Annotated in this window: 20 protein-coding genes; all 20 read left to right on the top strand. The window is 46.8% G+C overall.

What is annotated here, in order from left to right:
* The first annotated feature begins 22 nt into the window (after positions 1 to 22).
* The 20 genes from AC58UU_RS23030 (at position 23) to AC58UU_RS22935 (ending at position 25494) form a co-directional block, all read left to right on the top strand.
* Positions 23 to 904, top strand: a complete 882-nt coding sequence (locus AC58UU_RS23030) for a carbohydrate ABC transporter permease (RefSeq protein WP_497319135.1) — start codon at positions 23 to 25, stop codon at positions 902 to 904.
* An 18-nt stretch (positions 905 to 922) separates the two neighbouring features.
* Positions 923 to 1765, top strand: coding sequence for a carbohydrate ABC transporter permease (locus tag AC58UU_RS23025; RefSeq protein ID WP_497319134.1), 843 nt, complete (start codon positions 923 to 925; stop codon positions 1763 to 1765).
* Between the two features lie 135 nt (positions 1766 to 1900).
* Complete coding sequence (locus AC58UU_RS23020; RefSeq protein ID WP_497319133.1) at positions 1901 to 3187, top strand: ABC transporter substrate-binding protein; 1287 nt, start codon at positions 1901 to 1903, stop codon at positions 3185 to 3187.
* Positions 3188 to 3253: 66 nt separating this feature from the next.
* On the top strand, positions 3254 to 5026 hold the full coding sequence (locus AC58UU_RS23015; RefSeq protein ID WP_497319131.1) for a sensor histidine kinase: 1773 nt from the start codon (positions 3254 to 3256) through the stop codon (positions 5024 to 5026).
* A gap of 6 nt (positions 5027 to 5032) precedes the next feature.
* Entirely contained in the window at positions 5033 to 6670 is a 1638-nt protein-coding gene (locus AC58UU_RS23010; RefSeq protein ID WP_497319130.1) for a response regulator, read from the top strand.
* Positions 6671 to 6834: 164 nt separating this feature from the next.
* Positions 6835 to 7596: an SDR family NAD(P)-dependent oxidoreductase gene (locus tag AC58UU_RS23005; protein WP_497319129.1), complete on the top strand. Its 762-nt coding sequence runs from the start codon at positions 6835 to 6837 to the stop codon at positions 7594 to 7596.
* A 23-nt stretch (positions 7597 to 7619) separates the two neighbouring features.
* Positions 7620 to 8591 carry a sugar phosphate isomerase/epimerase family protein gene (locus AC58UU_RS23000; RefSeq protein ID WP_497319128.1) on the top strand — a complete coding sequence of 324 codons (972 nt, stop codon included), beginning with the start codon at positions 7620 to 7622 and terminating at the stop codon, positions 8589 to 8591.
* A gap of 26 nt (positions 8592 to 8617) precedes the next feature.
* The gene (locus AC58UU_RS22995) at positions 8618 to 9403 is read left to right on the top strand and encodes an SDR family NAD(P)-dependent oxidoreductase (protein ID WP_497319126.1); all 786 of its coding nucleotides are present in this window, start codon (positions 8618 to 8620) and stop codon (positions 9401 to 9403) included.
* 25 nt (positions 9404 to 9428) lie between these two features.
* Positions 9429 to 11420, top strand: coding sequence for a YjhG/YagF family D-xylonate dehydratase (locus AC58UU_RS22990; protein WP_497319125.1), 1992 nt, complete (start codon positions 9429 to 9431; stop codon positions 11418 to 11420).
* The gene (locus AC58UU_RS22985; RefSeq protein ID WP_497319124.1) at positions 11417 to 12565 is read left to right on the top strand and encodes a mandelate racemase/muconate lactonizing enzyme family protein; all 1149 of its coding nucleotides are present in this window, start codon (positions 11417 to 11419) and stop codon (positions 12563 to 12565) included. Before AC58UU_RS22990 ends, AC58UU_RS22985 begins: the two co-directional genes overlap by 4 nt.
* Positions 12566 to 12579: 14 nt before the next feature.
* Positions 12580 to 13593 (top strand): zinc-dependent alcohol dehydrogenase, encoded by a 1014-nt coding sequence (locus tag AC58UU_RS22980; RefSeq protein WP_497319123.1) that lies wholly within the window; start codon positions 12580 to 12582, stop codon positions 13591 to 13593.
* Positions 13587 to 14375, top strand: a complete 789-nt coding sequence (locus AC58UU_RS22975; protein WP_497319122.1) for an SDR family NAD(P)-dependent oxidoreductase — start codon at positions 13587 to 13589, stop codon at positions 14373 to 14375. The genes AC58UU_RS22980 and AC58UU_RS22975 overlap by 7 nt, the downstream gene beginning before the upstream one ends.
* Before the next feature lie 727 nt (positions 14376 to 15102).
* The gene (locus AC58UU_RS22970) at positions 15103 to 15717 is read left to right on the top strand and encodes a PH domain-containing protein (protein ID WP_497319121.1); all 615 of its coding nucleotides are present in this window, start codon (positions 15103 to 15105) and stop codon (positions 15715 to 15717) included.
* Between the two features lie 35 nt (positions 15718 to 15752).
* On the top strand, positions 15753 to 15932 hold the full coding sequence (locus AC58UU_RS22965) for a hypothetical protein (RefSeq protein WP_497319119.1): 180 nt from the start codon (positions 15753 to 15755) through the stop codon (positions 15930 to 15932).
* 228 nt (positions 15933 to 16160) lie between these two features.
* Positions 16161 to 17750, top strand: coding sequence for a type 2 periplasmic-binding domain-containing protein (locus AC58UU_RS22960; protein WP_497319118.1), 1590 nt, complete (start codon positions 16161 to 16163; stop codon positions 17748 to 17750).
* A 63-nt stretch (positions 17751 to 17813) separates the two neighbouring features.
* Positions 17814 to 19208 carry an ABC transporter substrate-binding protein gene (locus AC58UU_RS22955; RefSeq protein ID WP_497319116.1) on the top strand — a complete coding sequence of 465 codons (1395 nt, stop codon included), beginning with the start codon at positions 17814 to 17816 and terminating at the stop codon, positions 19206 to 19208.
* Between the two features lie 201 nt (positions 19209 to 19409).
* A complete protein-coding gene (locus AC58UU_RS22950; RefSeq protein ID WP_497319115.1) occupies positions 19410 to 20408 on the top strand; it encodes a zinc-dependent alcohol dehydrogenase in 999 nt (332 codons plus the stop codon).
* 20 nt (positions 20409 to 20428) lie between these two features.
* The gene (locus tag AC58UU_RS22945; RefSeq protein WP_497319113.1) at positions 20429 to 21394 is read left to right on the top strand and encodes an ABC transporter permease; all 966 of its coding nucleotides are present in this window, start codon (positions 20429 to 20431) and stop codon (positions 21392 to 21394) included.
* 22 nt (positions 21395 to 21416) lie between these two features.
* Positions 21417 to 22304 (top strand): carbohydrate ABC transporter permease, encoded by an 888-nt coding sequence (locus AC58UU_RS22940; protein WP_497319112.1) that lies wholly within the window; start codon positions 21417 to 21419, stop codon positions 22302 to 22304.
* Positions 22305 to 22350: 46 nt separating this feature from the next.
* The gene (locus tag AC58UU_RS22935) at positions 22351 to 25494 is read left to right on the top strand and encodes an FIMAH domain-containing protein (protein WP_497319111.1); all 3144 of its coding nucleotides are present in this window, start codon (positions 22351 to 22353) and stop codon (positions 25492 to 25494) included.
* Positions 25495 to 25503: the final 9 nt, after the last annotated feature.

Below are 25503 nucleotides of genomic sequence, written 5' to 3'. Positions count from 1 at the left end.
CTTTCCCGAGGCAGGTGTAACCATGCTGCAATCATCCAATCGAAGAAGTGAAATGGTTTTGGGGTATACGTCGGTCATGCCGGTTATCATCGTCATTTTCGTGGTGATCGGCATTCCTTTTATCAACGCGCTATACCTGAGCTTAACCGATAAAACCGTAGGGGCCCAAGCGCATTTTATTGGCTTTGCGAACTATCGCGAAATTTTTACAGACCCCGTGTATTGGAAGGTTCTCAAAAATACTTTCATTTATTTTATGACGGATGTGTTCTTTAAACTGGTGATCGGGATGATTTTTGCCTTGACGCTTAATCAGGCATTTTTTGGCAGATCCATTGTACGGGTATTGTTCCTTGTACCGTGGGCGATTTCCGGACTGGTGTCGGCGCTTACGTGGAAGTGGATGTATAACGATTCTTACGGCATCATTAACCAATTGCTGCTTGATACGGGTATGATTGAAAATCCGGTCGCTTGGTTGAGCGGGCCTAAGATCGCATTAGTCTCTGTCATCATCGTCAATATCTGGCGGGGGATCCCCTTCTTCTTATTCAGCATCCTTGGAGGTTTACAGACGATTGACAGGCAGATGTATGAGGCTGCGAAAATTGACGGGGCGGGGACGATACGACAATTTTTTTCGGTCACGATTCCTTCCATCAGTTCGGTCCTTGTTATTACGACAATGCTATCCTCGATCTGGACGTTCAATGATTTTGAAAATATTTATTTAATTACCGGAGGAGGACCTCTGTATAATTCGGCGGTAATTTCCGTTTATACGTACGAGACTGCTTTTCTCCAAAATAATATGGGCAAATCGCTCAGTGTGGCCGGATCCATCATTCCGATCTTGCTGGTGCTGATGTTCTTCATGACCAGCAAGCTTGCCAAGGAAGATTGAGAGGAGGTGGCAGCTAGGATGAGAGCATCCACCGTACGTGCTGTTCGCAAAAAAGTGTTGATTTATGCAATCGTCGTTTTCGGCTTAATCTGGACATTATTTCCGGTCTATTGGATGGTCAAAACATCGTTCACTCCCGACGCACTTATGTACGATGCCAAACCTTCATTGATCCCGACCGAGGTAACCACGAAGCATTATAAGGACTTGTTTAGCCAAACGGAGTTTATGACCAACCTTAAAAACAGTTTAATCGTTTCCCTACTTGCTACCCTGATCTCCTTATTCATAAGTATTTTCGCTTCTTACAGCCTGACCCGACTTAAGTTTCGTGGCAGAAAATTCATTACGAAAAGCATCATAATCTGCTATTTGATGCCGGCAGCCGTGCTGTTTATCCCGATGTATGTGCTTGTCAGCAAGCTTGGTTTTGCCGATAACAAGTATGGATTACTTATTATATATCCGACTTTTATTGTGCCTTATTGCTGCTACATGCTGCTCAGCTACTTCAAGGCGATTCCAGGTTCTTTGGAAGAAGCTGCGCTGATTGACGGGTGCACGCGACTGCAAACACTATGGAAAATTATTTTCCCCATTGCTGCTCCGGGCATTGCGGTGGTGGCGACCTTCGCCTTCACCATGTCATGGAACGAGTTTCTGTATGCACTTGTCGTCACGACGAGTCCGAGCCAGCTGACCGCAATGGTTGGAATTGCAGGCTTTAAATTCTCTGATTCCTTCATTTGGGGACTTCTAATGAGCTCTTCGGTTATCGCTTCGATCCCTGCATTGATCTTGTATCTCGGCGCCCAAACCTTTGTGATCGGCGGACTTGCCGACGGAGGCGCAAAATATTAAGCCAAATGGTTCATACGCGTCAGGTCATCCGGAGCAATCTGGCTGACCTTTTTAACTATGATTCTATGAAATTTAAGCTATAATAGTGCTTAAACGAATCAGTACCACAAAACAGCATCTCTGGGGGAAGTTTACATGAATCATAAGAAGCAAAGTCTATTACCTTTGTTGACGATTGGTCTTGTACTTATATCTGGTTGTGGTAATGGCGCTTCCGATAAACAGGCCCTAGCAGCTGCAAACGAAACGAATAACAGTGGGGCATTGACCTTATGGATGTTTAATACGGATATTTATTTGAAGCCGGCTGCCGAAGAGGTCGCCAAAGAGATGAATATCAAGCTGAATTATGAATTTATAAATCCGGAACGATATAAGACCAAAATCAAAGTGGCCGTTTCTGCAAATGAGCTGCCCGATGTATTCGCGCAATACTTAGGCAAATCCGAGCGGGAATTAATATTGAATGCTAACGTGTCTGCACCGTTAAATGACGTGTTGACCTCTACAGGGCTTGCATCCAAATTTGACAAAGGGAGTTTGATTCAAGAAGCGGATGGCAGTATTTACTCCGTACCTTACCGTCCCGAGCAGTCGCAAGTCGTCGTCTATAATAAGAAGCTTATGGCCAATTTGGGCGTTCAGCCACCCAAAACATGGGATGAACTTCTTGCTGTGATTAAGACGGCCAATCGAAAAGGTGTTATTCCGATTGCCTTAGGCGGCAAAGACCGCTGGCCGGGAGATATCATCTATAATACGATGGTGCTGCGCGAGGATCCGAATGCTTTTAACCGAGCACTTAACAATGAAATCAAATTCACCGATAAGCCATTTGTGGATGCTGCCGACAAAGTCATTAAGTTGGTACAGTCAAATGCGTTTCAACAAGGTTTTTTAAATCATAGCGATCTCGAAGCACGTGAACTGTTTTACACGGGCAAGGCGCTCATGCTCATCAACGGCTCTTGGATTTTCACGAAAGCCATTTCAAGCCTAGGCGACGATTTGGGCTATAGCAAGTTTCCCCAGACGGGAGCAGCAGCGGACCCATTCTCTACAAACACCGGGGAGCGTAGCAGCACGCCTTACGGACTGTTCGTCAACGTGCAATCCCAGCAGCTGCAGAAGGCTAAGGAGTTCGCAATCCGATATTCGCTAAAGATCAATAATGAACTTGTTAAGCTTGGTCAAGCTTCTTATGCTGACTCGGAAATGAAAACAGAAGGAAAAACAAACGATGCTTATGCGGAGTATGTAAAGGATTTCAAAAGCTTCAAGTTCATCCAAACCTATTGGTATAGTACAATCACAACGTCTAAGGGAGAAGAGTATCGGGATTTGAACCAGAAATTGTATACGGGAACACTATCTTCCTCACAGTATACGGAAAGTATGGAGCAAATTATGAGGAAGCCGTAAACGGCTAATTCACAACGTTGCTTGCTGGAGGGGATATGTATTAAGGCGTTACAAGTGTTTCAAGACATGCCGATTCGCAAAAAAATTCAGTTCATCAACGTGATCATTATTTTACCCAGTATCGTATTTTTGACCATAACGCTGTATCAAATGACGTTAAATCAAGCAGAAGAGCGGGCTCTTCGCAGCTCTGAACAAAAGATTGGACACATTACCAATACAATCAACACCTTGTTTAATGATATCGAAAATTTCTCGAAGCTCTCGATGATCAATAAAACGTACCAGTCCGTATTGATGGATACGAATGAGGAGAACAGCGAGTTGCAGAAGTTGGATGATATCCAATCGATGTATGCCAATTTGAATACGCTGGTCGAATCCAACCCTTATATTGACTCTGTTGTCATTCAATCGACGGATGGCAGCAAAATTTACTATTCGGACAACATGTCGAATGTGACCCGCTCATCGGTAAACGTCTATCCGAAAGAACAACTGATAGCGGCTAAAGGTACGGCGGTATGGATTGAAACATTCGAGAGCTCGTTTCTTGTCAACGATCAGCATAAAAATTTACTATCCATAGGAAGGCGAATTATTAATATTAACAATGGGCTGCTAATGGGTTACATCTATATCAACATTGATGAGAGAAAGTTGTCCAACATTTATAGCAATGACGACTTACGAAGCAATATCATGATCGTCAATGCCGAAGGCAGGATTCTTTCGGCTAATGATTCTGATATCGTTTATCAATCGACTCATGACTTGTTTGGCCGGATGATTGTTGATGGAAATGGCTCTACGATTTTCAATAATGGAAAGATGAACATACTCGTTTCGTCTAAAGTTATGGATAAGAACGGGTGGAGAGCCGTCTATGCGGTACCTACCAAGGAATTAATGAAAGATCAGTGGAAAATCACTTTATTTATTTTAGGCTTTGGTCTGACAGGGTTACTTTTGGCGCTCATACTTTCGATTATTTTTTCCAAATGGATCACCAATCCGATTATGCAGCTAAGCAGGGCTATGACAGCCGTTGGAGACGGCAAACTGCATACGCGGACGATCGTTACTTCTAACGATGAAGTCGGTCGATTGGCTTATAAATTCAATGAAATGGTAAGCCGGATTCAAGACCTGATGCATACCATTAACCATGAGGAGAAGCAAAAGCGAAAGTTGGAACTTCGACTTTCTTATTCGCAAATTAAACCCCATTTTCTATATAACACCTTAGAGATGATTCGTTCTATGGCCTTGATGAAACAAGCTCATGATATCGGCAAGGTCGTCAAATCGCTCGGCGATTTTTACCGGATGTCGCTGAATCGCGGTCAAGAGCTCATTCCAGTGTCTCAGGAGAGGAAGCATCTCGAGAGCTATCTCTATATCCAAACAATCCGGTACCACCGTATGCATTATCGGATTGAATTCGATAGCCGGATCGAGGGATGTTGGATCCCGAATATGCTGCTGCAGCCGCTTGTGGAAAATGCGGTCTACCACGGACTTAGAGAAAAGCAGGAAGGTGCACTCTGTGAGATCACCGGCGGAATTGAAGAGATGAATGGCGTGGAGGTCCTCTGTTTCACGGTGAAGGATAACGGTAACGGGATGAGCGAGGAGAAGCTCCAACGAATTTGGCAGCATGAACAGTCTCATCACGGTTTATCCAGCTTTGGCATTAGCAACATACAGGAACGAATTAGACTTCGCTACGGACAGCCATTCGGTATCACGATTTTCTCGAAACCTGGAGATGGCGTAGAAGTGCAGCTGAGGATCCCTCTTGTCTTCGAAAAAACTGAGCTTGAGGAGAGGATGTAGCTGTCTATGAACCCCAAATTACGTGTACTACTCGTTGATGATGAATATTATTTCCGAAAACTTCTGATTAATTTGATTGACTGGGAGGCTCTTGGCTACATCATCGAGCAAGAAGCAGAGAATGGCTCTCAGGCCCTAGAACTTGCGCGACAAGAACAGTATGATTTGATCGTTGCCGATATTAATATGCCGGGAATGACGGGATTAGATTTTGTAGAAGCATTAAGATCTTCGTATATTGATACGAAAGTTATTTTTATTACAAGCTACGATATATTTGAATTTGCTCAGGCTGCCATAACGTTGGGGGCGTCTTACTATTTGCTAAAGCCCGTCGATGAGGATGAGCTTAGCCATGCTTTAACAGAAATTCGCGAAGAGCTTTTACAGGAAATGCAATCTTCTCATGATGTTAAGGATCTAAAGGAACAAGTTGAACGAACGAAGCCTTTGTTAAGAGACCATTTTGTACGTCAACTGCTGCTTTATGAGCCGTCAGACAGTCCGGAAATGCTGTATCGGCAAGCCCAGTATTATGACATTCCTCTTCATGCGGACGGTTATGTCGCCTTTGTTGTCGAAATCGACGAATTGGGCGTCCGTTATAGCAAAGAACAAGAGCGCCAGCTTTGGCGGTTTGCGGTCAAAAACATTTTACAGGATACATTCGAGTCTTCGGGCGCTTATTGTGCGGTGATCGACGGCGAGGACAATAAGATTGCAATCCTAGTCGGGCAGAAGGATGATCAAGACAAAGCATTAATTGAACTTTGCGAGCAAGCCCGCAGCTTTATCGACCAAAGAATGCATATTGGGGTTACGATCGCTTTAGGGCAAACGTATGAAAGTTTAAGCCAAGTACACCTCTCGTATTCGGAGGCGGAGTATGTTTTAAAGGTTAAATTTGCAAAAGGCGGTAACCGGGTTATCTCTTACACACATGATCAAGAAGGTCCAGAAGATGCTGTCTTTTCTCTACCTATCGATCGAATGGAATGGATAACGGCAATTCGCAATAAGAATCGGGAAGCGCTTGCCGAGAAAATCAACGAGCTCTGTCAAAGACTCGTCAGCATTCAGGCGAGCAAAGAAATTGCTTTATTCGTCTTGATGGAGTGTGTTTCATTCGGCAGCGCCGTCATTCTGGAACGCGGGGGAACGCTGCCAAGCGGATGGATGACGGACCGTCATCCGTTGTTTAGGCAGATGCATAGCCTGGAAACCATTTCCGGCGTGCAGCACTGGCTTCAACTCTTTTTTAATCAAATTGTCTTTACAGAACTGGATAACTATTTGGCACGGTTCAAAGGTTCCGATATCGTAAGTAAAGCAATTGCGTATATTGAAGAGCACTTTGCCGAGGAGTCCCTGACCTTACAGCATACAGCACGCAGTATCTGTGCCAACCCAAGCTATCTAAGCCATATATTCAAGAAAGAAACGGGGAAATCGTTTACGGAATATTTATCCGATTTGAGGTTGGATCGAGCCATGGAGATGCTGAGAGAAGTACCGCCTGAAGGGTTAGTCTCACTTAAAATTATTGACGTCTCGCAAAGCGTCGGCTATTCGGATCCGTACTATTTTAGCAAGTGCTTCAAAAAAAAGTTTCATATCGTTCCAAGCAAAGTCATCCAAGCATGACTGAAGAAGCCCTTACACTTCCAGGAAGAAGGTAAGGTTTTTTTTCATAAGGATTCACAAAATATTTACGGATGTGCCCAAAAATATTCCATTCAGTCCCAACCACCGTGTGATTATAATTAAAAACGATAAGAAATACGTATGTGAGGGGATGTACAATACCTATGAGTGATTTCAAGCTGGATGGGAAGGTTGCACTCATTACTGGCGGTTGCCAGGGACTTGGGCTAGAGTTTTCACGTACGTTAGCGAATGCGGGAGCAAGTGTCGTTGTGACAAGCCGGGATGAGCGCAAAGCGCACATGGCAGCGGAAGCGATCCGCAAGGAAACAGGCAGGGATACATTAGGGCTCGCTGCCGATGTGACGGATTTTAGTCAGATTCAAGCTGTGGTTGATAAAGCTGTGGACACATTCGGGCGTTTGGATATTTTGATTAATAATGCCGGAGTCAATGTGCGCAAGCCGATTCTCGAATATGATGAAGAAAGCTGGGATCTTGTTCAGACGACGAATCTGAAAGCGCCTTTTTTATGCGCCAAAGCAGTCGTTCCACAAATGATCAAACAAAAATTCGGAAGAATTATTAATATTGCCTCCATGCTGGGTACGGTGGCGCTCCCTGAGCGGTCCGCTTATTGCTCCAGTAAAGGCGGATTGATCCAACTGACGAAGGTTATGGCACTAGAGTGGGCTGAGCATAACATAACGGCTAACGCAGTTTGCCCGGGTCCTTTCGCTACAGACATCAACCAAGCCGTCATCAACAATCCGGAAGCGAATCAATTTTTCCTGAATCACCTGCCGATCAAGCGTTGGGGGAAACCTGAGGAGCTTACTGGGTTAATGGTGTATCTTGCTTCCGATCTGTCCAGCTTCATGACGGGATCGGCGATCGTGATTGATGGTGGTTGGACATCTGAATAAGGAACAAATAGGAGGCATGTGCAATGAGATTCGGACTTACGGCTTACGGAACTGTCTATGCGATGGGCATTCACCCAGCGGCAAACCGGAAACGCATTACGGCGAAGGAACTTCTGCAGATGGCCGAGTCTTATGGGCTTCAGGGAAGCGAGATTCCGTTCGATATTCTAAAAAGCAGTGATGCCGACGAAGCGGCTGACTACGCGCGAGACAAAGGGCTGTTCATTAACGTTGCGGCCGGAGGGTTTGACCCCGAACAACTGAAGGAAGCGCTGCAGATGGCTGACCGGGTAGGTGCCCTTACAGTGAGAACGGTTGTGGGCGGGGCGAAGTTCGGCGGAGACCGCAGGCATATGGCCGGCTCATGGCAGCCTTTCTTGCAATCCATCCTTCGTTCTTTCCAAGAAGTGATGAATTCGGCCAACCCAGCCGGCGCTAATTTAGCTGTCGAGAACCATCAGGATTTGGCTTCTGAAGAATTGCTCTGGTTATGCGAAAGCATCGGCTCCGAGAAATTTGGCATCACGCTCGATACCGGCAATCCGCTGGCCACGGCCGAAGAGCCGGTCGACTTCTTTCGCCAGGTAGCCCCATATGTGAAAAATGTCCATCTCAAAGAATACGCCATTTATTCATCCGAGGAAGGATACCGATTAGTACGGAAGCCACTTGGACAAGGGGTTATAAACTTTCCCGAATTGCTGAGAATCTTTAACGAAGTCAATCCGCAGATTACGATGTCGATCGAACACGGTGCTTTGGAAGCGAGGCATGTACGTGTGCTGCAGGAAGATTTTTGGACCGAATACCCAGAACGTTCGGCACGCCAGCTCACTCGTCTGCTGCGATTTGTCGAGGATCATGCGAGAAACAAGGGGGATTGGCAAACCCCATTCGAAAAGGGCATGTCACCTGATGCCATCGTCGCTTACGAGTTGGATGAACTGAATACCGGTATGGCTTACTTATCGAGCATAATCAAGCGCTATGCATAACCCATTAATTCCATGAGGTGATCAGGATGACGACGTTCGATCTGACAGGTAAGAATGCTCTTGTAACCGGTTCCAGCAGAGGTCTTGGGAAACAATATGCCGTTGATTTGGCACGTGCGGGCGCTAATGTCATTATTCACGATGTGAATGAAGAAGCTGCGGCCCGTTTTAACGAGGCGTCATCCGGCAGTGCAGTCGCGCAAGAAATCGCTTCTAAGTATGGCGTGAAAGCTCATTTCATTGCGGCGGAGTTGTCCGATGCGGAGCAAGTCAAAGCGCTCATCGAGCAATCTATTGAAACGCTCGGTTCGATCGATATTTTAGTGAATAATGCCGGTGGTGACATCGGTTTACATACGCCGCGTCCGGATCCAAACGATGCATTGGATATTTCTGTGGAGGATATCCGTGCTGTTGTAGATCGTAACTTGCTATCAACCATGTACGCTTGTAAATTTGCTGGCCTCCATATGCGTGAGCGCCGTTCCGGCAAAATTGTGAACGTTGGATCGATTGCCGGGCATATTCCCGTTAACGAAGGAATTATTTATGCAGCGGCAAAAATGGGCATCTCGCACTATACACGAAGTTTAGCTGAGCAGCTGCGTCCGTTTGACGTGAACGTCAACTGTATTTCCCCAGCGCCGACCTACACGGCTCGTTTCCTGGCGACGCGTACAGTAACAGAACAAGATGACCGTTCGCGCTTGCAGAAAGTTGCGCAGCCTGAAGATATGTCGGGTATTGTCATGTTCTTGTGTGGACCGCAATCCGATGCGTTAACGGGCGAGACGATTGTTTGTTGGAAATAACATGACGAGCGAGGGGAAGTAAGCGATGAGCGATGCGTTGACATATATTATGGGTCAGGAAGATCAAGAAAGCTACCGATTGCAAACCCATGCGGCGGGTCCTCAGGGCTCGCTGCCGCTGACGGGCGACATGCTGCTCAACTGGCCGAGCGGCGATTTGTTCGGCTTGAGCCAGAATGTGGGCATGGGGTGGAAGCCGGATCGTTTAAACGGGAAGCAAGTACTCATTCTCAGCACACAAGGCGGCCTGCGTGCAGAGGACGGAACGCCCATCGCCCTCGGGTATCATACCGGTCACTGGGAAGTCGGTATCCTTACGAAAGAGGCGGCACTGGAGATCAGCGAGCTGGGCGGGGTTCCGTTCGCAGGCTATGTGAGCGATCCTTGCGACGGTCGTTCGCAAGGCACGACGGGGATGTTTGATTCGCTGCCGTATCGCAACGATGCCGCTATCGTGTATCGACGGCTCGTGCGATCCTTACCGACACGCAGTGGTGTAATCGGCATCGCGACTTGCGACAAGGGACTTCCTGCTATGATGGTCGCTCTAGCCGGTATTCATGATTTGCCTGGGATTATCGTCCCCGGCGGCGTGACATTGCCCCCAACGAACGGAGAAGATTCCGCCAAGATCCAAACGATTGGCGCCCGCTACTCGCAAGGGCAAATTTCGCTGCAGGAAGCGGCGGATATGGGCTGCCGCACATGTGCGACCCCCGGCGGCGGCTGTCAGTTTCTTGGAACGGCGGCGACCGCGCAGGTCGTTGCGGAAGCGCTGGGTATGTCTTTGCCACATTCCGCGCTCGCTCCGTCCGGACAGCCGCTGTGGCGCAATATCGCCAGACAGTCAGCGAGAGCCGTCTATTGGATGCAATCGAAAGGCATCCACATGAGCCATATTTTGACCGATGCCGCCATTCAAAATGCGATGGTCGTTCACGCTGCGTTCGGCGGATCGACCAATTTGCTGCTCCATATTCCGGCCGTTGCCCACGCGGCGAAACGCCGCATCCCGGACGTGGCCGACTGGAACCGGATCAACAAAAGCGTACCGCGCCTCGTAAGCGTGCTGCCGAACGGTCCGGAATATCATCCGACGGTTCGCGTATTTATGGCCGGCGGCGTGCCGGAAGTGATGCTCCACTTGCGGAAGCTGGGGCTGCTTGACGAATCGGTCAAAACGGTGGCAGGCGAAAACCTCGGTGTCCTCTTGGATTGGTGGGAATCTTCGGAGCGCCGTCATCAGATTCGCCAGCATTTGAAGGAAACGGACGGCGTTGATGCCGATGATATCATTATGAGTCCTGCCAAAGCCAAGAGCCGGGGACTCACGTCCACAGTGACATTTCCAATAGGAAATATTGCACCGGAGGGCTCCGTCATTAAATCGACCGCTATTGACCCTGAAGTTGTTGGGGAAGACGGCGTTTATCGCCATACCGGACGTGCAAAAGTATTTACGACTGAGAAATCGGCCGTTAAAGCGATTAAAGACGGCCACATCGTCGAAGGCGACATCATGGTGCTAATGGGCAGAGGTCCATCCGGTACGGGCATGGAAGAGACGTACCAGCTTACCTCCGCATTAAAGCATCTGCCCTTCGGCAAATATGTGACTTTGCTCACGGATGCCCGGTTTTCCGGCGTATCAACGGGGGCGTGTATCGGGCATGTTGGTCCTGAAGCACTCGCTGGCGGACCGATTGGAAAGCTGCGTAACGGGGATTTACTGGAAGTGACAATCGATATTACCCGACTGGAAGGAAACGTCAATTTTATCGGGCAAGGAGAAGAGCAGTTTAGTCCTGGGGAGGGAGCCGTCATACTTGCCTCGCGTCCTTCCCATCCTGAGCTCATGCCTGACCCTAAGCTGCCGGATGATACTCGTCTATGGGCAGCGTTGCAGGCTGCAAGCGGTGGAACATGGAGAGGAAGTGTCTATGATGTCGATCGCATCATTGAAGTGCTGAACGCTGGTCATACGTATTTGGAAATACTAAAGGAGACCCAGCCATGATCATAACTGATTTGGAAACGTATATTGTCGGAAATCCATGGAAAAATTGGCTTTTCGTGAGATTGCAAACAAATGAAGGCGTGTACGGAATCGGTGAAGGGACGTTAAACGGTTTCGCCAAAACGGTGGAGGCGGCTATCCACGAGCTGAAGCATCTATATATCGGCATGGATCCTCATGACGTGGAGACGATCGCCTTGAAGATGACACGCGACGTCTATTCCGACGGCGGGCAAATTCAAGGCTCAGCGCTTGCGGCGATTGAAACCGCCTGCTGGGATATTATCGGCAAGGTCGCTGGGCAGCCGCTCTATAAGCTGCTCGGCGGGAGATGTCACGAGCGGCTGCGCTGCTATGCCAATGGCTGGTACCGTGGTCCTCGCGATCCGCAAATGTTTCATGATAAGGCGAAGGAAGTTGTTGCTAGAGGCTACACCGCATTGAAATTCGATCCGTTCGGCAGCGCCTGGCGAACCGTGGAGAGAAATGATTTTCAAACCGCAATCGAAATCATTGCAGCCGTTCGGGAGGCAGTGGGGCCGACGGTCGATATCCTTATTGAGGGCCATAATCGCTTTAGCGTGCATACGGCTCTTCAGTTTGCGGACGCGATGCTTCCGTATAAGCCGACGTGGTTCGAAGCGCCGGTGCCGCCGCAGCGTATTTCTTCCATGGTAGAGGTGGCAAAGCGCAGCCCCGTACCGATTGCTTGCGGTGAAGATTATTATTGCCGGGAACAGTTTGCCGAGCTGCTGAAGCACGACGCCGTACATATTATCCAATTGGAGCCGCAGTACCTTGGAATTGCCGCGTCGAAGCAGATTAACGGCATGGTTCATGCTCATAACGGAGTCGTTGCGCCGCACAGCGCACAAGGACCGATCTGCTCCGTCGTTTGCGCGCATTTGAATATGGCGACCCCGAACTTTTTCATTCATGAAATTTTTGACGAATTCAATGACTCGTGGGAAGAGCAAGTGTTGGTTCCGCCTTTGAAGGTTGTTAACGGTTATTTGGAGCCGCCGGAAGGTCCCGGACTTGGCGTCGATCTGAATTTGCAGGAAATCGTGAAGCATCCTTACCATCCAGGTCACTGGCTTCCGCTTTTTAAACAAGGCTGGGAAAAACGCGAAAAGCATCAATAAAGGAGGTTTCGACGATGAAAGCTCTTATTTATGAAGAACCTCGGGAGATGCACATAAGGGAGGTTGAGATTCCTGTTCCCCTACCGGATGAAGTGCTTATTCGTGTAGAACGAGTAGGGATTTGCGGATCGGAGTTAAGCGGGTATTTGGGGCACAATTCGCTGCGCAAGCCTCCTCTTATTATGGGACACGAGTTTGCCGGGACAATTGCTGAGCTGGGCGTCAGCGTAACTCGATTTAAAATCGGTGACCGTGTCACGGCGAATCCGCTCATATCTTGCGGAGGTTGTCGACCTTGTACGAACGGCGCTGCTCAGCTATGTGCACAGCGGAAGCTTGCGGGTGCACACCGTCCAGGTGCCTTCGCAGAATACGTGGCGATAGCTGAAAAAAACGTGTACGTGCTGGAAGATCACGTTTCCTTCGATAAAGGAGCTTTCACCGAGCCATTCGCTTGTGCGGTCCATATTTGCAAGCTGGCGAAGCCGCTTCCATCCGACAAGCTATTGATTGTCGGGGCTGGTCCGATCGGGCTTCTGACGCTTCAGGCCGCACAGGTGTATGGACTAAGGCATATCGTACTGATCGATGTCAATGAGGAGCGCCTTGAAATCGCCAGGGAGTTAGGTGCGATAACCGCAACAAGCCTTGAAGCAATTGGCGATGGCTTCAAATACGACGTTGCCATAGATGCGGTCGGATTGGAAGTGACGCGCCGCACTTGCTTGGAAGCTGTAAGGCCCGGGGGAAGGGTTATCTTTACCGGCTTGCATGAAGAATCCAGTAAACTCCCGGTGAACTTGCTCATCCGCAGCGAAATTCAAGTGACAGGTGCTTTCGCCTATCATTCCGACGATTTCGAAACCGCTTTGCAATGGATCAGCGAAGGGCGTGTCCATTTGGATGCCTGGACGGTGCATGCTCCTCTTGAAGAAGGGGCGCGATGTTTCGAAACCCTGATCTCCGGGCCCGGCAAAATCGCTAAAATCTTGTTAACCGTATCCGAAGGAGCCGATGATCGATGCTGATCGATTTAAAAGGAAAAGTCGCGATCGTGACAGGGGCCGGTCGGGGGATAGGAAGAGAGATCGCTTTCACTTTGGCTCGCGAAGGCGTAACGACAGTCATCCTCGACATCGATCCCACTAACATCGCGGACATCCGGCAGCAATTTGAGGAACAAGAGCTTCATGGAAGCCAATACATCTGTGACGTACGGGAGTATGCTCAAATAACGCAGGTGATTAGTGACGTAGAGGGAAAATACGGACGGATCGATATCCTGGTCAATAACGCCGGAGTTGCTAACGGCGGAACGGTTGAAACGCTGCAGGAACATATATGGGATCTTAACCTCGATACCAATTTAAAAGGCACTTTCCTCATGTGCAAAGCGGTCGCGCCTATAATGAAAAAGCAGCGAAAGGGCCGTATCATTAACGCAGCCTCCTTCGCGGCGATCGTGCCGAGTTACGGAAGCGCGGCATATGCCTCGTCCAAAGCCGGTGTAGAACAGTTTACCCGGGTATTGGCAGGAGAGCTTGGACCATGGAATGTCACGGTCAACTGCTACTCGCCAGGCATGATTCCAACGGATTTGAATCATTTCTCTGAGCTTCCGGAGCAGCAGCAGCAGCGGCTCCTCGACACGCTTACACTGCGTCAGTGGGGGGAAAAGGAAGACGTTGCAAATTTGATTTGTTTCCTCGCTTCCGACCTTGCCGGGTACATCACCGGAACGATGATCGATGTGAGCGGAGGCAAGTTAGCAACGCAAATGCCACAGGTCGCTTACGAAAACTTAGTTTAATACTTTAAACCTAAGGTGAAGGAGCTTGCGTCGTTGCAGACTAACTCACCGGTAATTACCATTATTATTCAGATCGTAAGGGGAACACAATTCACCGATCCATTTTGAGAATAGAATAAGAACCTTGATAGTTCTGAATTGATCTAATGGGAGGGACTGTCCCATAAGGCGTTCATCTTTAGGCTGCCTCTGTTTTCACTGTTGCACTACATGGAAAACCTACCGTTAATTTAGATGGTTTTTCACAAAAAGCTAGTTTACATGGAAAATCTCCCGTTATTTCTGATGTTTTCTCGCGGAATAGCGATTCCCCCAAAAATTAGAGGGAGGTTTTCCAGTTAGATGACCGTTTAGAACAATTAACGCCAAATTAACGGGAGGAATTCCTGTTAGATTTCGCTCCGTATCGAAACAAAATAGAGGCTGCTCGCTAGGTTATTAACCTTTTGAGTCAGCCTCTTCATTTCGGTAAAGGGCAGGATACGATCAACTGTCTAACATGTTACTTTTTATTATCGCAATCATGAGCATAAGGAGCTTATGGTAGAAATAAATATGTAAATACGATTATATTTAGGGCAGATGAACCAACACTCATCACAGCAATCCAACTACTTATGTGAATTCTACCATTAATGTATAATAGGGTAACACTAAGGATCGGTTTTTCTAAATCCCGAGTTGGATAACGACTTATCCTTATTTCCAAAATGAGAGGATGATTCTATTGTTCAAGAAGTTTGCGGCAGATGCATTAGGTTTAAGTGATATCGGTAAGGTAATTAGTCCGAGTGATTTCGACAAGGTAGATTCAGATGATTATGTCATGCATGAGGATGGCGAGAAGATTTTCTTCATCATTAAGTCGAAGAAAGACGAATACTGCTTCACCAACCTTGCCCTAATCCACCTTGATGGAGATAGTGCTATTAGCAGCAAGCGTATGCTGAAACGGTACAGCTACCACACAAATGCAATTTCCAAAGTGTATTTAGAAACTGCAGGAACTATCGATCTTGACGTCGAGATCAAGTTCGTTATCGGTGACGTCAACTTCTCAATTGATGTGGACAAGAAGCAAATTGAGCAGATAAAAGACTTGTATAAAGCCTTAATTAAGATTTCCGAGACAGTAGCACATAACGAGGACTTGTTTGGTTATGCGAAGCAAAGCGTAGTTATTGCTAAGGAAGCGACAGGCCGTATCACAACTCAAACTACTTCCCCTGTAGCCCAATTTGATGCAATCAACGAATCAACCTACAATTGGTTGAAGAATAAGCACTCTGAGTTAAAGGTCAAGGATTTCGGTTACATCTTCGAACGCTATATCAACAACTAAATGTGAGTAACGGGGGGGCGACCAGGAAACGATGCTTGGAAAATGTCTACCACATTTTCATTGACGAATACTGTAAGCTATCTGGGGTTACAGAGGAAGAATTACGGTCATGGTACGTTCCTGTTGCAGCACGTTCGATAGCATCGGGCGCCCTACCGGATGAACAAATTGCCAAGCTTGCTGCTATGATTCGGCATAAATTATGCCTTGCCTGAAACTTATGCTTGTATATTTGTGTCGAATGTTGATTGGGTGTCTTCTATGAAGTAAAGTAAAGTAAAGTAAAGTAAAGCGAATGAAGGAGCTGCTATTTGGCAGCTCCTTTTTTATATTTCTATAAATACACTAGATGGAACTAATTATTTGTATTGACACCGATACATAGGGGCGTATAACATATAGTTATAAGTTAGATATACATTATAACGAGGGGATGATCAGATTTGATCAGTATTAAGAAAGCTTTATTGGGCTCTCTTGCAGTTACACTCCTTCTTAGCGGATGTTCTGACGACAAATCATCAACAAAACCGGTGGAGACCGGGACGGCTGCACCGTCTAGCAAGAAACTCACATTGAATTGGTTTATCGTTGCTGATAGCAACGCGCAGTTGCCTTCGGTAGATAAAGACTTCGTGAAAAAAACGATCGAGCAGAAATTTAATGTAGAGCTAAAGCTCCAACATATGAATTTCACTACGGATTATCAGAGCAAGGTCAACCTGTTGATTACTTCCAATCAGTCACCGGATATGTTTTTTATGGGCGGAAGAGAGTCTAATCAATACGTGCTAGATAAAGTTGCAGCGGATATGAGCAAATATGTGAATCCGCAAGTGATGCCCAACTATTTCAAATATTGGACGAATCCAACGGAATTGAAGCAGTACCAAGTTCATGGCGCATTCGCTAGGGCACCGGTTCCATTTGCCAGGACGCAATACGCTTCCTATTATATTCGTAAAGACTGGCTGGATAAGTTAAATTTGAAGGTACCTGAAAACTATAATCAAATGATTGAAGTGATGAAGGCTTTTACGTCTAATGATCCGGACGGTAACGGTAAGAACGATACATATGGTCTGTCGGCTGCCGGGAATGGCGCCAACTTCGTGCGAGATTTCCCAGCCTGGTATGAATATGGCCGACCTGCCGGATTTGTTCTTGAGGGTGATAAATTCATTGATTCAGCAAGCGATATTAAAGTCCAGAACATTCTTGAGGATACGAAGAAATTGCTGGCGATGAAAGTGGTGGATCCGGACTGGTATTTGAACAAAACCGGACAAAACATTGAAAAGGCGGCCCAGGGTAAGGTTGGGATCATCTGGTCTGCCAATCGGGATATCGCCTTCGATAACAGCCCCAACAGTGTTCAAAAGAAAACCATCGATGTTACGGGAGTGAAGACAGCCGATTGGCAGCCGTTTCATCCATGGGCTAACGCCGGGGTAAGTTCAGAAGCGGTACCAGGCATCCCTTTCCTGTTCAGCGCCAAAGCACCGGAGGAGAATATTCAAAGGTCAGCACAAATCATGGATTGGCTCTTCGGAGAGGAAGGTTTCCTACTATCGAAGTATGGGCAGGAAGGTGTACACTATAAGAAAGAAGGAAGCAAAATTACCCTGATTTCTGACGCCTACAAGAAAGACATCATTGATAATGGGAATTTCCTGAAAATTTATGGTGCCTTTACACCTGATGAACCCTTCGTTATGAAACTGGACGTCATCAATCCGAACGAAACCGACCGTGATCGAAAAATCGTGGACAAAGTAAGAACTTATAAATATATCCCCTCCCCGGGAACGAGTTTAACACCACCGCAAGGATTTGATTTAGCAGCATTCCGGGCCAAAATGAACGCTTACCACGCCAAGATCTTGTTTGAGGAGAAGGATGCCTCCAATTGGCCGAAATATCGTGAGGAATTAATAAACAAGTATCATGGAAAAGAAATATTTGAGAATTACGCCAAGCAAGTATCGGATGCACTAGGCAAACCGTATACGTACGTTTCGGCCAATCCGTAGTAGGAAATCATATTTTTGTATACGGATGTAAAACTAAGCAGTTTTTTGAGGTGAATGGTTGTCATGATGGATGAAAAAGTAAGCAGAAAAACATTCCGAATCAGATTGGAGGAAATGGCCAGTATTTTGCGGGAGGAAATTATTTCAGGCAAGCGAGCGGTAGGTGAATTTTTGCCCTCGGAATTAGATTTAACGAGACAATTTCACCTTAGCAATAAATCGGTGCGCAAAGCTCTGGATATGTTGGTTGAGGAAGGGTTAATCGAGAAAATACCAAAGGTCGGCAATCGTGTTACCGCCATTGCTGACGAGAATAAAACGTTGGTTCGCTTTGGTTATCACCCGAGCACCAATTATGAGACGGCTTTGGCGGAAATGATTTCCGAATTTCACGGGCTTTATCCACACATACAGGTGCAGCCCGTCGAAATTCCCTCACAAAATTTCCATAACTCCATAAAGGAATATTTGGATGCCGATCTTTTGGATGTTTTCAGCATGAATGACCGGAGCTTCATGGAGTTTGTAGACAATGAGACTTATAACCTGTTGGAACCATACGAGCTCAATCCTTCGCTGTATCCGTTTCTATCTGAGCCGTTTATGCACCAAGGGGAGCTTCTGGTCCAGCCCTTTTCATACTCGCCGGTCATTTTGTGTTACAATCGGGATCATTTTGCCGAAATCAATTTATCGGAACCTTACAGTGGTTGGACATGGACCGATCTTCTTGCTCATGCCAAGGAATTGGCTATCGAGAATGAAAGATTCGGATTCTATTTCCACTTGCTTTCCCAAAACCGATGGCCGATCTTCCTGTTTCAGAGCGGCATCGCTTTCGAACGAAACCAGCATGGACACTATGAAATCGACGAAGCAAAGCTGATGGAAAGTCTGGAGACGTGCCGTGACATTATATACATGCCCAATGTGTTTCCGACCATGCTTTCAGCCAGCGAAGCAGACGCGGAAGAGCTGTTCTTGAACGGGAAGGTATCTATGATTATGACCAGCTATTTTGGTCTCAACAAAATAAAGGGGGCATCATTTTCTTACGATATTGCCCCCTTGCCATACCTGAAAGAGTCTAAAACCATGCTGGTCATCATTGGGCTGGCGATAAGCAGAAAATCGAAGGTAAAAGAAGCCGCGCGCAAAGTCGTTGAGTTTCTACAATCGCCTCGTGCCCAACTGATCATGCGGAAACACACCTTAAGTATCCCGGTGGATAAGAATGCAGCAGAGTGGAAGGGCGAGGAGAGCATCACAAGACCTTCCCGGTATAACATCTATCGGGAGATCGTGCCTACCTTTAAACGACTGAGCGAATTGAAGCTGGATTCCGTCCAGCTGTCTCACGTGCTGCGGCAAGCTAAGCTGTATTGGTCCAAGCTTCAGGATGTTAAAGTGACCTCCACAAATATTGTTACTGGGCTGAACACTGATCAAGCAGAGTGAATAACCCGAAAAGTGAATGTATACGCGCCCGGTCCTTTCAAAAAAAGGACCTTTTTTCATTACATAAATTCACTATTTGTATATTAGATATAAACTAATTTTTCGAATAAAAGTTGTTGACAAGTAAAATGCTGGATACTTATAATTTAGATATAAATTAGATGTGCATTTGAAAAACGTGAGCGGGGAGAGTTGGTTACTGTGAAGGCAATTATCAATCATAGAGGAAATGTCAAAGTGGCCGATGAGCCTCTGCCGCAAGTGAAAAGTAATTTCGTTCTAGTTAAATCACTTTATTCAACGATTAGTCCGGGTACAGAGCTTACTGCATTAAAACGGATGCCGGAAAATCCTTCACCATTGGGTTACAGCGCTGCTGGAATCGCCATTAGTACTGGAGAGGGCGTTGTGGGCATTGAGCCTAATCAGCCTGTTGCTTGCTACGGGGGTCCCTATGTGAAGCATGCGGAATATTTGCTTGTTCCAAAGCATTTAGTCGTCCCCGTCCCCGCTCATGTTCCTTTGATGGATGCATCTACGGTAGGGCTTGGTGCGATCGCCATTCATGCGCTTAGGCAAGCGAATATAAAGTTTGGCGAGTCCGTCGTCATCGTGGGGTTAGGCATTCTGGGGCAAATTATAGCACGAATTGCCCATGCAGCATGTGCCAGGGTGATCGCGTTCGATATTTTGGAAAAGCGAAGAGAAGCGTTATCCGGCATAGGAAACATCACTATCTGCAGCAGCATGGAAGAGATCAACAGCAAGATTCAGGAGATTTCAGGAAGCGGTGGGGCAGACACAGTTATTCATTGCGCCGGCGGCAAACAAATGGACCTCCTCGATGAAAGTTTTGATTGGATACGCGATCGAGGAAAGATTGTCATCGTTGGTGACATGTACATGGAATTCACACGAAGCAAAATGTTCCTCAAAGAAGCTCAGGTGCTCATATCCCGCGCCGGAGGTCCCGGTAGGTACGATGAGGCCTATGAACATGACGGCTGCGATTATCCGATAGGCTATGTCCGCTGGACGGAAGAACGAAATTTACGGGAATACATTCGGCTTTTGGCCGAGCAGAGAATCGATATCAGTGGGCTGATTACTAATCAGGTTGCTTTACCCGATGCTTGGCAAGTATACGAGCAGTACAAACATGACCCTGGAAGCTTACTTGGAGCAGTGATTAAGTATTAATGGGAACGGAGGGGCTTCCGATGAGGAATGTACATCTTGCAGATGACGCAATAACGGTCACTAAAAAACGCAAGTCATTTGTACTTAGTATCAAACATGCATGCATGCGATATCACTGGCTGTACTTGATGATGATCCCCGGCCTAATCTATTACTTGATTTATCATTACATTCCTATGCTCGGACTTATCATCTCCTTTAAAGATTACAACATGATGCAAGGTATATGGAAAAGCCCTTGGATCGGACTGCAGAATTTCCGAGAAGTCTTCAGTTCCCCAGACTTTCCGTTATTACTGAAAAACACGCTCGTGCTGAGTGTATACCGAATTTTGTTCAATATGCTTCCGGATCTCCTTCTTGCACTGATCCTAAATGAAATCCGGGTTAGATGGTTTAAGCGGATCATCCAAACGGTGACATACGGGCCCTATTTTCTTTCCTGGATCATCGTTTACGGTTTGACATTCTCATTTCTGGCACCTGATTCTGGACTTATCTCCTCTTGGGTAAACGAACATTGGGGGTTATCCATTAACCTGCTAACCGAAAAAGAATGGTTCAGACCGATTCTGTTATTGACGGACATATGGAAGAACACAGGCTTCGGAGCCATCATCTATTTGGCTGTTCTAGCCACCATCAATCAAGAGTTATACGAAGCGGCCGTCGTGGACGGTGCGGGGCGCTGGAATCAGCTGTGGCATATTACCCTGCCTGGAATTAGAGACGTGTTCCTCATGCTTATTATCCTAAGAATCGGTCATATTTTGGATGCCGGCTTCGAGCAAACCTACATTTTCTTGAACGCTCGCGTTTATGAAGTCGGTGATATTATCGATACCTGGGTATTCCGGAGAGGGATTGAGAATCTGGATTTCAGTACTGCGTCTACGGTTGGATTATTTAAATCCTTCGTCGGATTCATTCTGGTGATTGTTGCTAATAAACTCGCTAAGAAATTCGGCGGATCCGGAATTTGGTAGCTGAAAAAAAGGAGGATAACGGATGTCCTTTATTCTGAAGAAAAATAAAACGGACCGGATCATAGACACAGTCCTGTATACGAGCCTGGTTATTTTTGGATTCGCGACTTTGTTCCCGCTGTACTATGTAGCCGTAATGTCCGTCACCCCTATTGCAGAAGTGCTTCGTAACGGCGGATTCGTCTTATGGCCACAGCATGTCACATTCGATGCTTACTACTATATTTTCAAAAGCAACCGGATTCCCGATGCCCTGAAAATTACGATCATGGTAACCACGTTAGGAACGTTCTGTAATCTGCTGATCACCTCATTGCTTGCTTACCCCTTGTCCAAAAAATATTTACCCGGCCGCAATGCGGTTCTGGTTAGTATCGTGTTCACGATGCTTTTCTCGGGTGGGTTAATTCCGCTGTATCTCGTCGTTAGTGCAACTGGATTGTTAAACTCCATTTGGGCGTTGATCATCCCCGGGCTTGTTTCTTCTTTTAACATGCTGATCATGAAGTCTTACTTCGAGAACTTGCCAGCCGAAGTGGAGGAAGCGGCTAAAGTCGACGGCTGCTCGGACCTCCAGGTATTAGGGAGGATCGTTCTTCCATTATCGATGCCGATAGTCGCTACATTAGGATTATTTTATGGCGTCAATCACTGGAATGCTTACTTCGGAGGGATCATGTATGTAACGGATCCATCGTTAATGCCGATACAGGTTGTTCTTCGCAACATGATCGTGACACCAAGCGTCAGCCAGGAGCTGGGCCTCAATGTTCAAGATCTGCAAGTGTTGCCGCCTGAGACGATCAAGATGGCTACCGTCGTAGTAGCTACACTGCCGATACTTATCATTTATCCGTTCCTGCAAAAGCACTTTGTCAAGGGTATGCTGCTCGGCTCCATTAAAGGGTGATACCGGTAACCAACCGGATTAACTAATAAACGTTGGAGGTAAGGACATGAGTACGATGATAAAGAGGAAAACAAGTATTTGGAAGCTTGTGTTTTGCACGATTATGGCCGTCTGTCTGGCCATCTCTGGATTGGTCCCGTTTGCTGGCCGCGTTCTAGCCGAGCAAGCTCCGCCGAACCTGCTTGTCAATCCGGGTTTCGAGCAATTGGCGGAAGAAGGCGATATGATTCCGGGATGGACTTTGTTCCGAGGAGCGGATAACTCTGTAAAACCCGGTATTACGGCAGAGACAACCGACGAAACAAGTTCATCGGGCGCCTACAGCCTCACGGTAAAAGACGACAACACGACTGCAGCAATCGTTGTTTACAGCGATTTAATCGAGGTGACGCCGAATCAGGCGTATAAGCTGGACATGAAAGCAAATCAAGTAAGCGGTACCATCTATACGGCAGTAAGATTCTACAAGAAAGCCACGGACAATCCGATTTCTGGATTCATTGCAAAGCCCGCCCTTGCAGCATTATCTCCCACACTGATATGGAAGAACGTGAATCTCGAAGCGCCTGCACCTGCTGATGCGGCCTATGCAAGGATATTGGTATATACAGCCTCAGCGACCAAAGGAGCAGCGATAGTGGACGATTTGTATTTTTCCGTTAAGCAAGAAGTTCCCTCGGACAATATTCCATTCAATATAACCAATCTCGGACCACAAGTGCATACCGTTAACACCCATCGGGCTGCTCTCGGTAAGGATGCCGCAGGAAACCCGGTTGCTTATTCCACGATGGTGGGAATCCCGGCCAAGCTTCTCGTCATTGATGTGAAATCTGAAAAGCTCATCGCTGCGATTCCAATTGAAGACACTGTAAACGGAACCAATTATTCTTGTACCTACGTTCGCGGTTTAAGTGTTCAGCCTGACGGTACTGTATACATGGCAGGAACACCAAGTAATCTTTTTAAGTATGTGCCAGGTACAAATAAAGTTGAATTTGTAAGCAAGGTTTCGGGCTCGCAGGTGTTTGACATGGAAAATGGTCCAGAGGGCACCCTGATTGGCGGGACTTACAATAAGAGCGAAGGCTTTGAATTCAATACCAACACCAAAGTGAACACAAATCTGGGCCCTATCATGTCGGGTGAATCCTATTCTTATTCCGTCGCCTATGATGAGAAGCGTAATGATACTTACTATGGAATCGGAGCCCATGCTCATTTGATCAAATATGACCGTGATACGAAGTTGAAAACGGAAATTCCGCTTCCCGAGCGTTACCAATCCAGTCAATTCATCTACGATATGACGGTATCGGGAGATAAGCTGTTTATGAGGTTCTCTCCAGGTTTAACGATTGCCATGGATCTGAATACCATGCAATTTGATGAGATAGAAGGCAATGTAACTTCCAGGCATGTTTCTCCTAAAGCGCCTTCCGACAATAAAATCTATTTTACATCCGATTCCCAGCTGGGGTATTACGATACGGTTTCTAAACAATATGTCATGCTTGGCGTGGATGCGCAAGGCGATATGAACGGCTTTGGATTCGCTCAGCTAGACGACCCGGAATATCCCGGTGATACGCTTATTGGAGTATCCAGATATGGCAAGCTGTTCAAGTACAATCCGGCAACTGGCAAAAGCAAAAGCATTTTATTCGAGATCGCAGGCGAGCCCACAGAGCTGCAGACCGTGGAAGTGTCGGCTGACGGGATGGTTCATACGAGCGGGTATTTGTCGGGAGGCAATTCGATCTACAATCCATTTACAGGGTTGACTCAGGAATTTACGAACGAAACGATGGGTGACGGACAGAAGCTGCCAGGCTCGCAGACGGACCGAATTTATCATTATAACGATAAAATCTACTATGTGAATTATACGAATATGGTCGTATATGAATTTGATCCCGCAAAACCATGGAATCGTCTGGACCCGGTTTCCCCGAATCCAAGAGAGTTGTTTACAGCCTCCGATGTGGGGCATCAAGACCGCGGACTTGCGGGTATCATGATTGATGATGGAAAATTAGCGATCGGCACGGTTCCGAAATACGGATATTTAGGCGGTGCACTTGCTATTTATGATATAAAAACGGACCAGCGAGAAGTATACTGGAATATCGTGAATCAGCAAAGCGTAACGGCTGTCACGTATAAAGACGGCTTGATTTACGGAGGCTCCAACATCTATGGAGGTCTTGGCGCAGATCCAACGGAAACAGAGGCGAAATTATTCATTTGGGATGTGAAGGCGAAGCAAAAAGTATTTGAGATCGTACCGGTCCCAGGTAAAAAAGGAATTACGGAACTGATTGTTGGCCCGGATGGGATGATCTGGGGTTCTGCGGAAGGTTACCTGTTTATTTTCAATCCAACTACCCGGCAAATCATTCATACCCAGGAGCTGATGTCACGTAACTATAGCAGCGCAGTCTGGAGAGATGCACAGTTCGAAGTCGGTACGGACGGTAATGTATACGGGGTGCAGGCTAATCAATTTTTCGTTATTAACGCTCAGACCAAAGTGAAAAAAGTGATTCGAAATGTTGGTATTCGGAATTGGATTTCGCAGGATGCGTTCGGAAACTTCTACTTAGCGGAAGGAGCAGAATTGCTCAAGCTCACCATACCGAATCTTATCCTACAGCCAACAGGTGCCCAATTGACTCTGACTTCCAACAGTTTAATCCGAAACCAGAGTGCCGAACCGATGATAAAAGCGCTGCTACCGCAAGGGCGATCCATTACCCTCTTGGAAAAACGCAACCCGGTTTATGCCAGTAGTAATCCAAGTGTTATCGCGATAGAGAATGGGAAGTTCATCGCCAATCATCCCGGTACCGCAGAGGTATGGGCTCAGGTGAATGTCGGAGGGTCAACGCTGGTAACCAATCGCGTTACCGTAACGGTAACCGCTACAATTGACTCGTTGGAGAACGAAGTTAACAATTACATCCAATCTGGAGCCATCGGAAATGGTAAAAGCCAAGTGCTGCTTAATACGCTTAGGCAAGTGCGCCATTCTATGGACAAAGGAGACTCGAAACAAGCTTCAAAACATTTGGATGATTTTATCAAGCACGTAACCTCCCGTGATCAGAATGACAGGATTGACGATTCTATTGTCCAAATCTTGGTCGCAGATGCTAAAGCAGTCTCAGCTATTCTTGGCTCTAACTAAAGGAGAATT

The organism is Paenibacillus sp. JT22N1, assembly GCF_059692155.1.
This window is presented reverse-complemented; position numbering and strand designations above follow the sequence as displayed.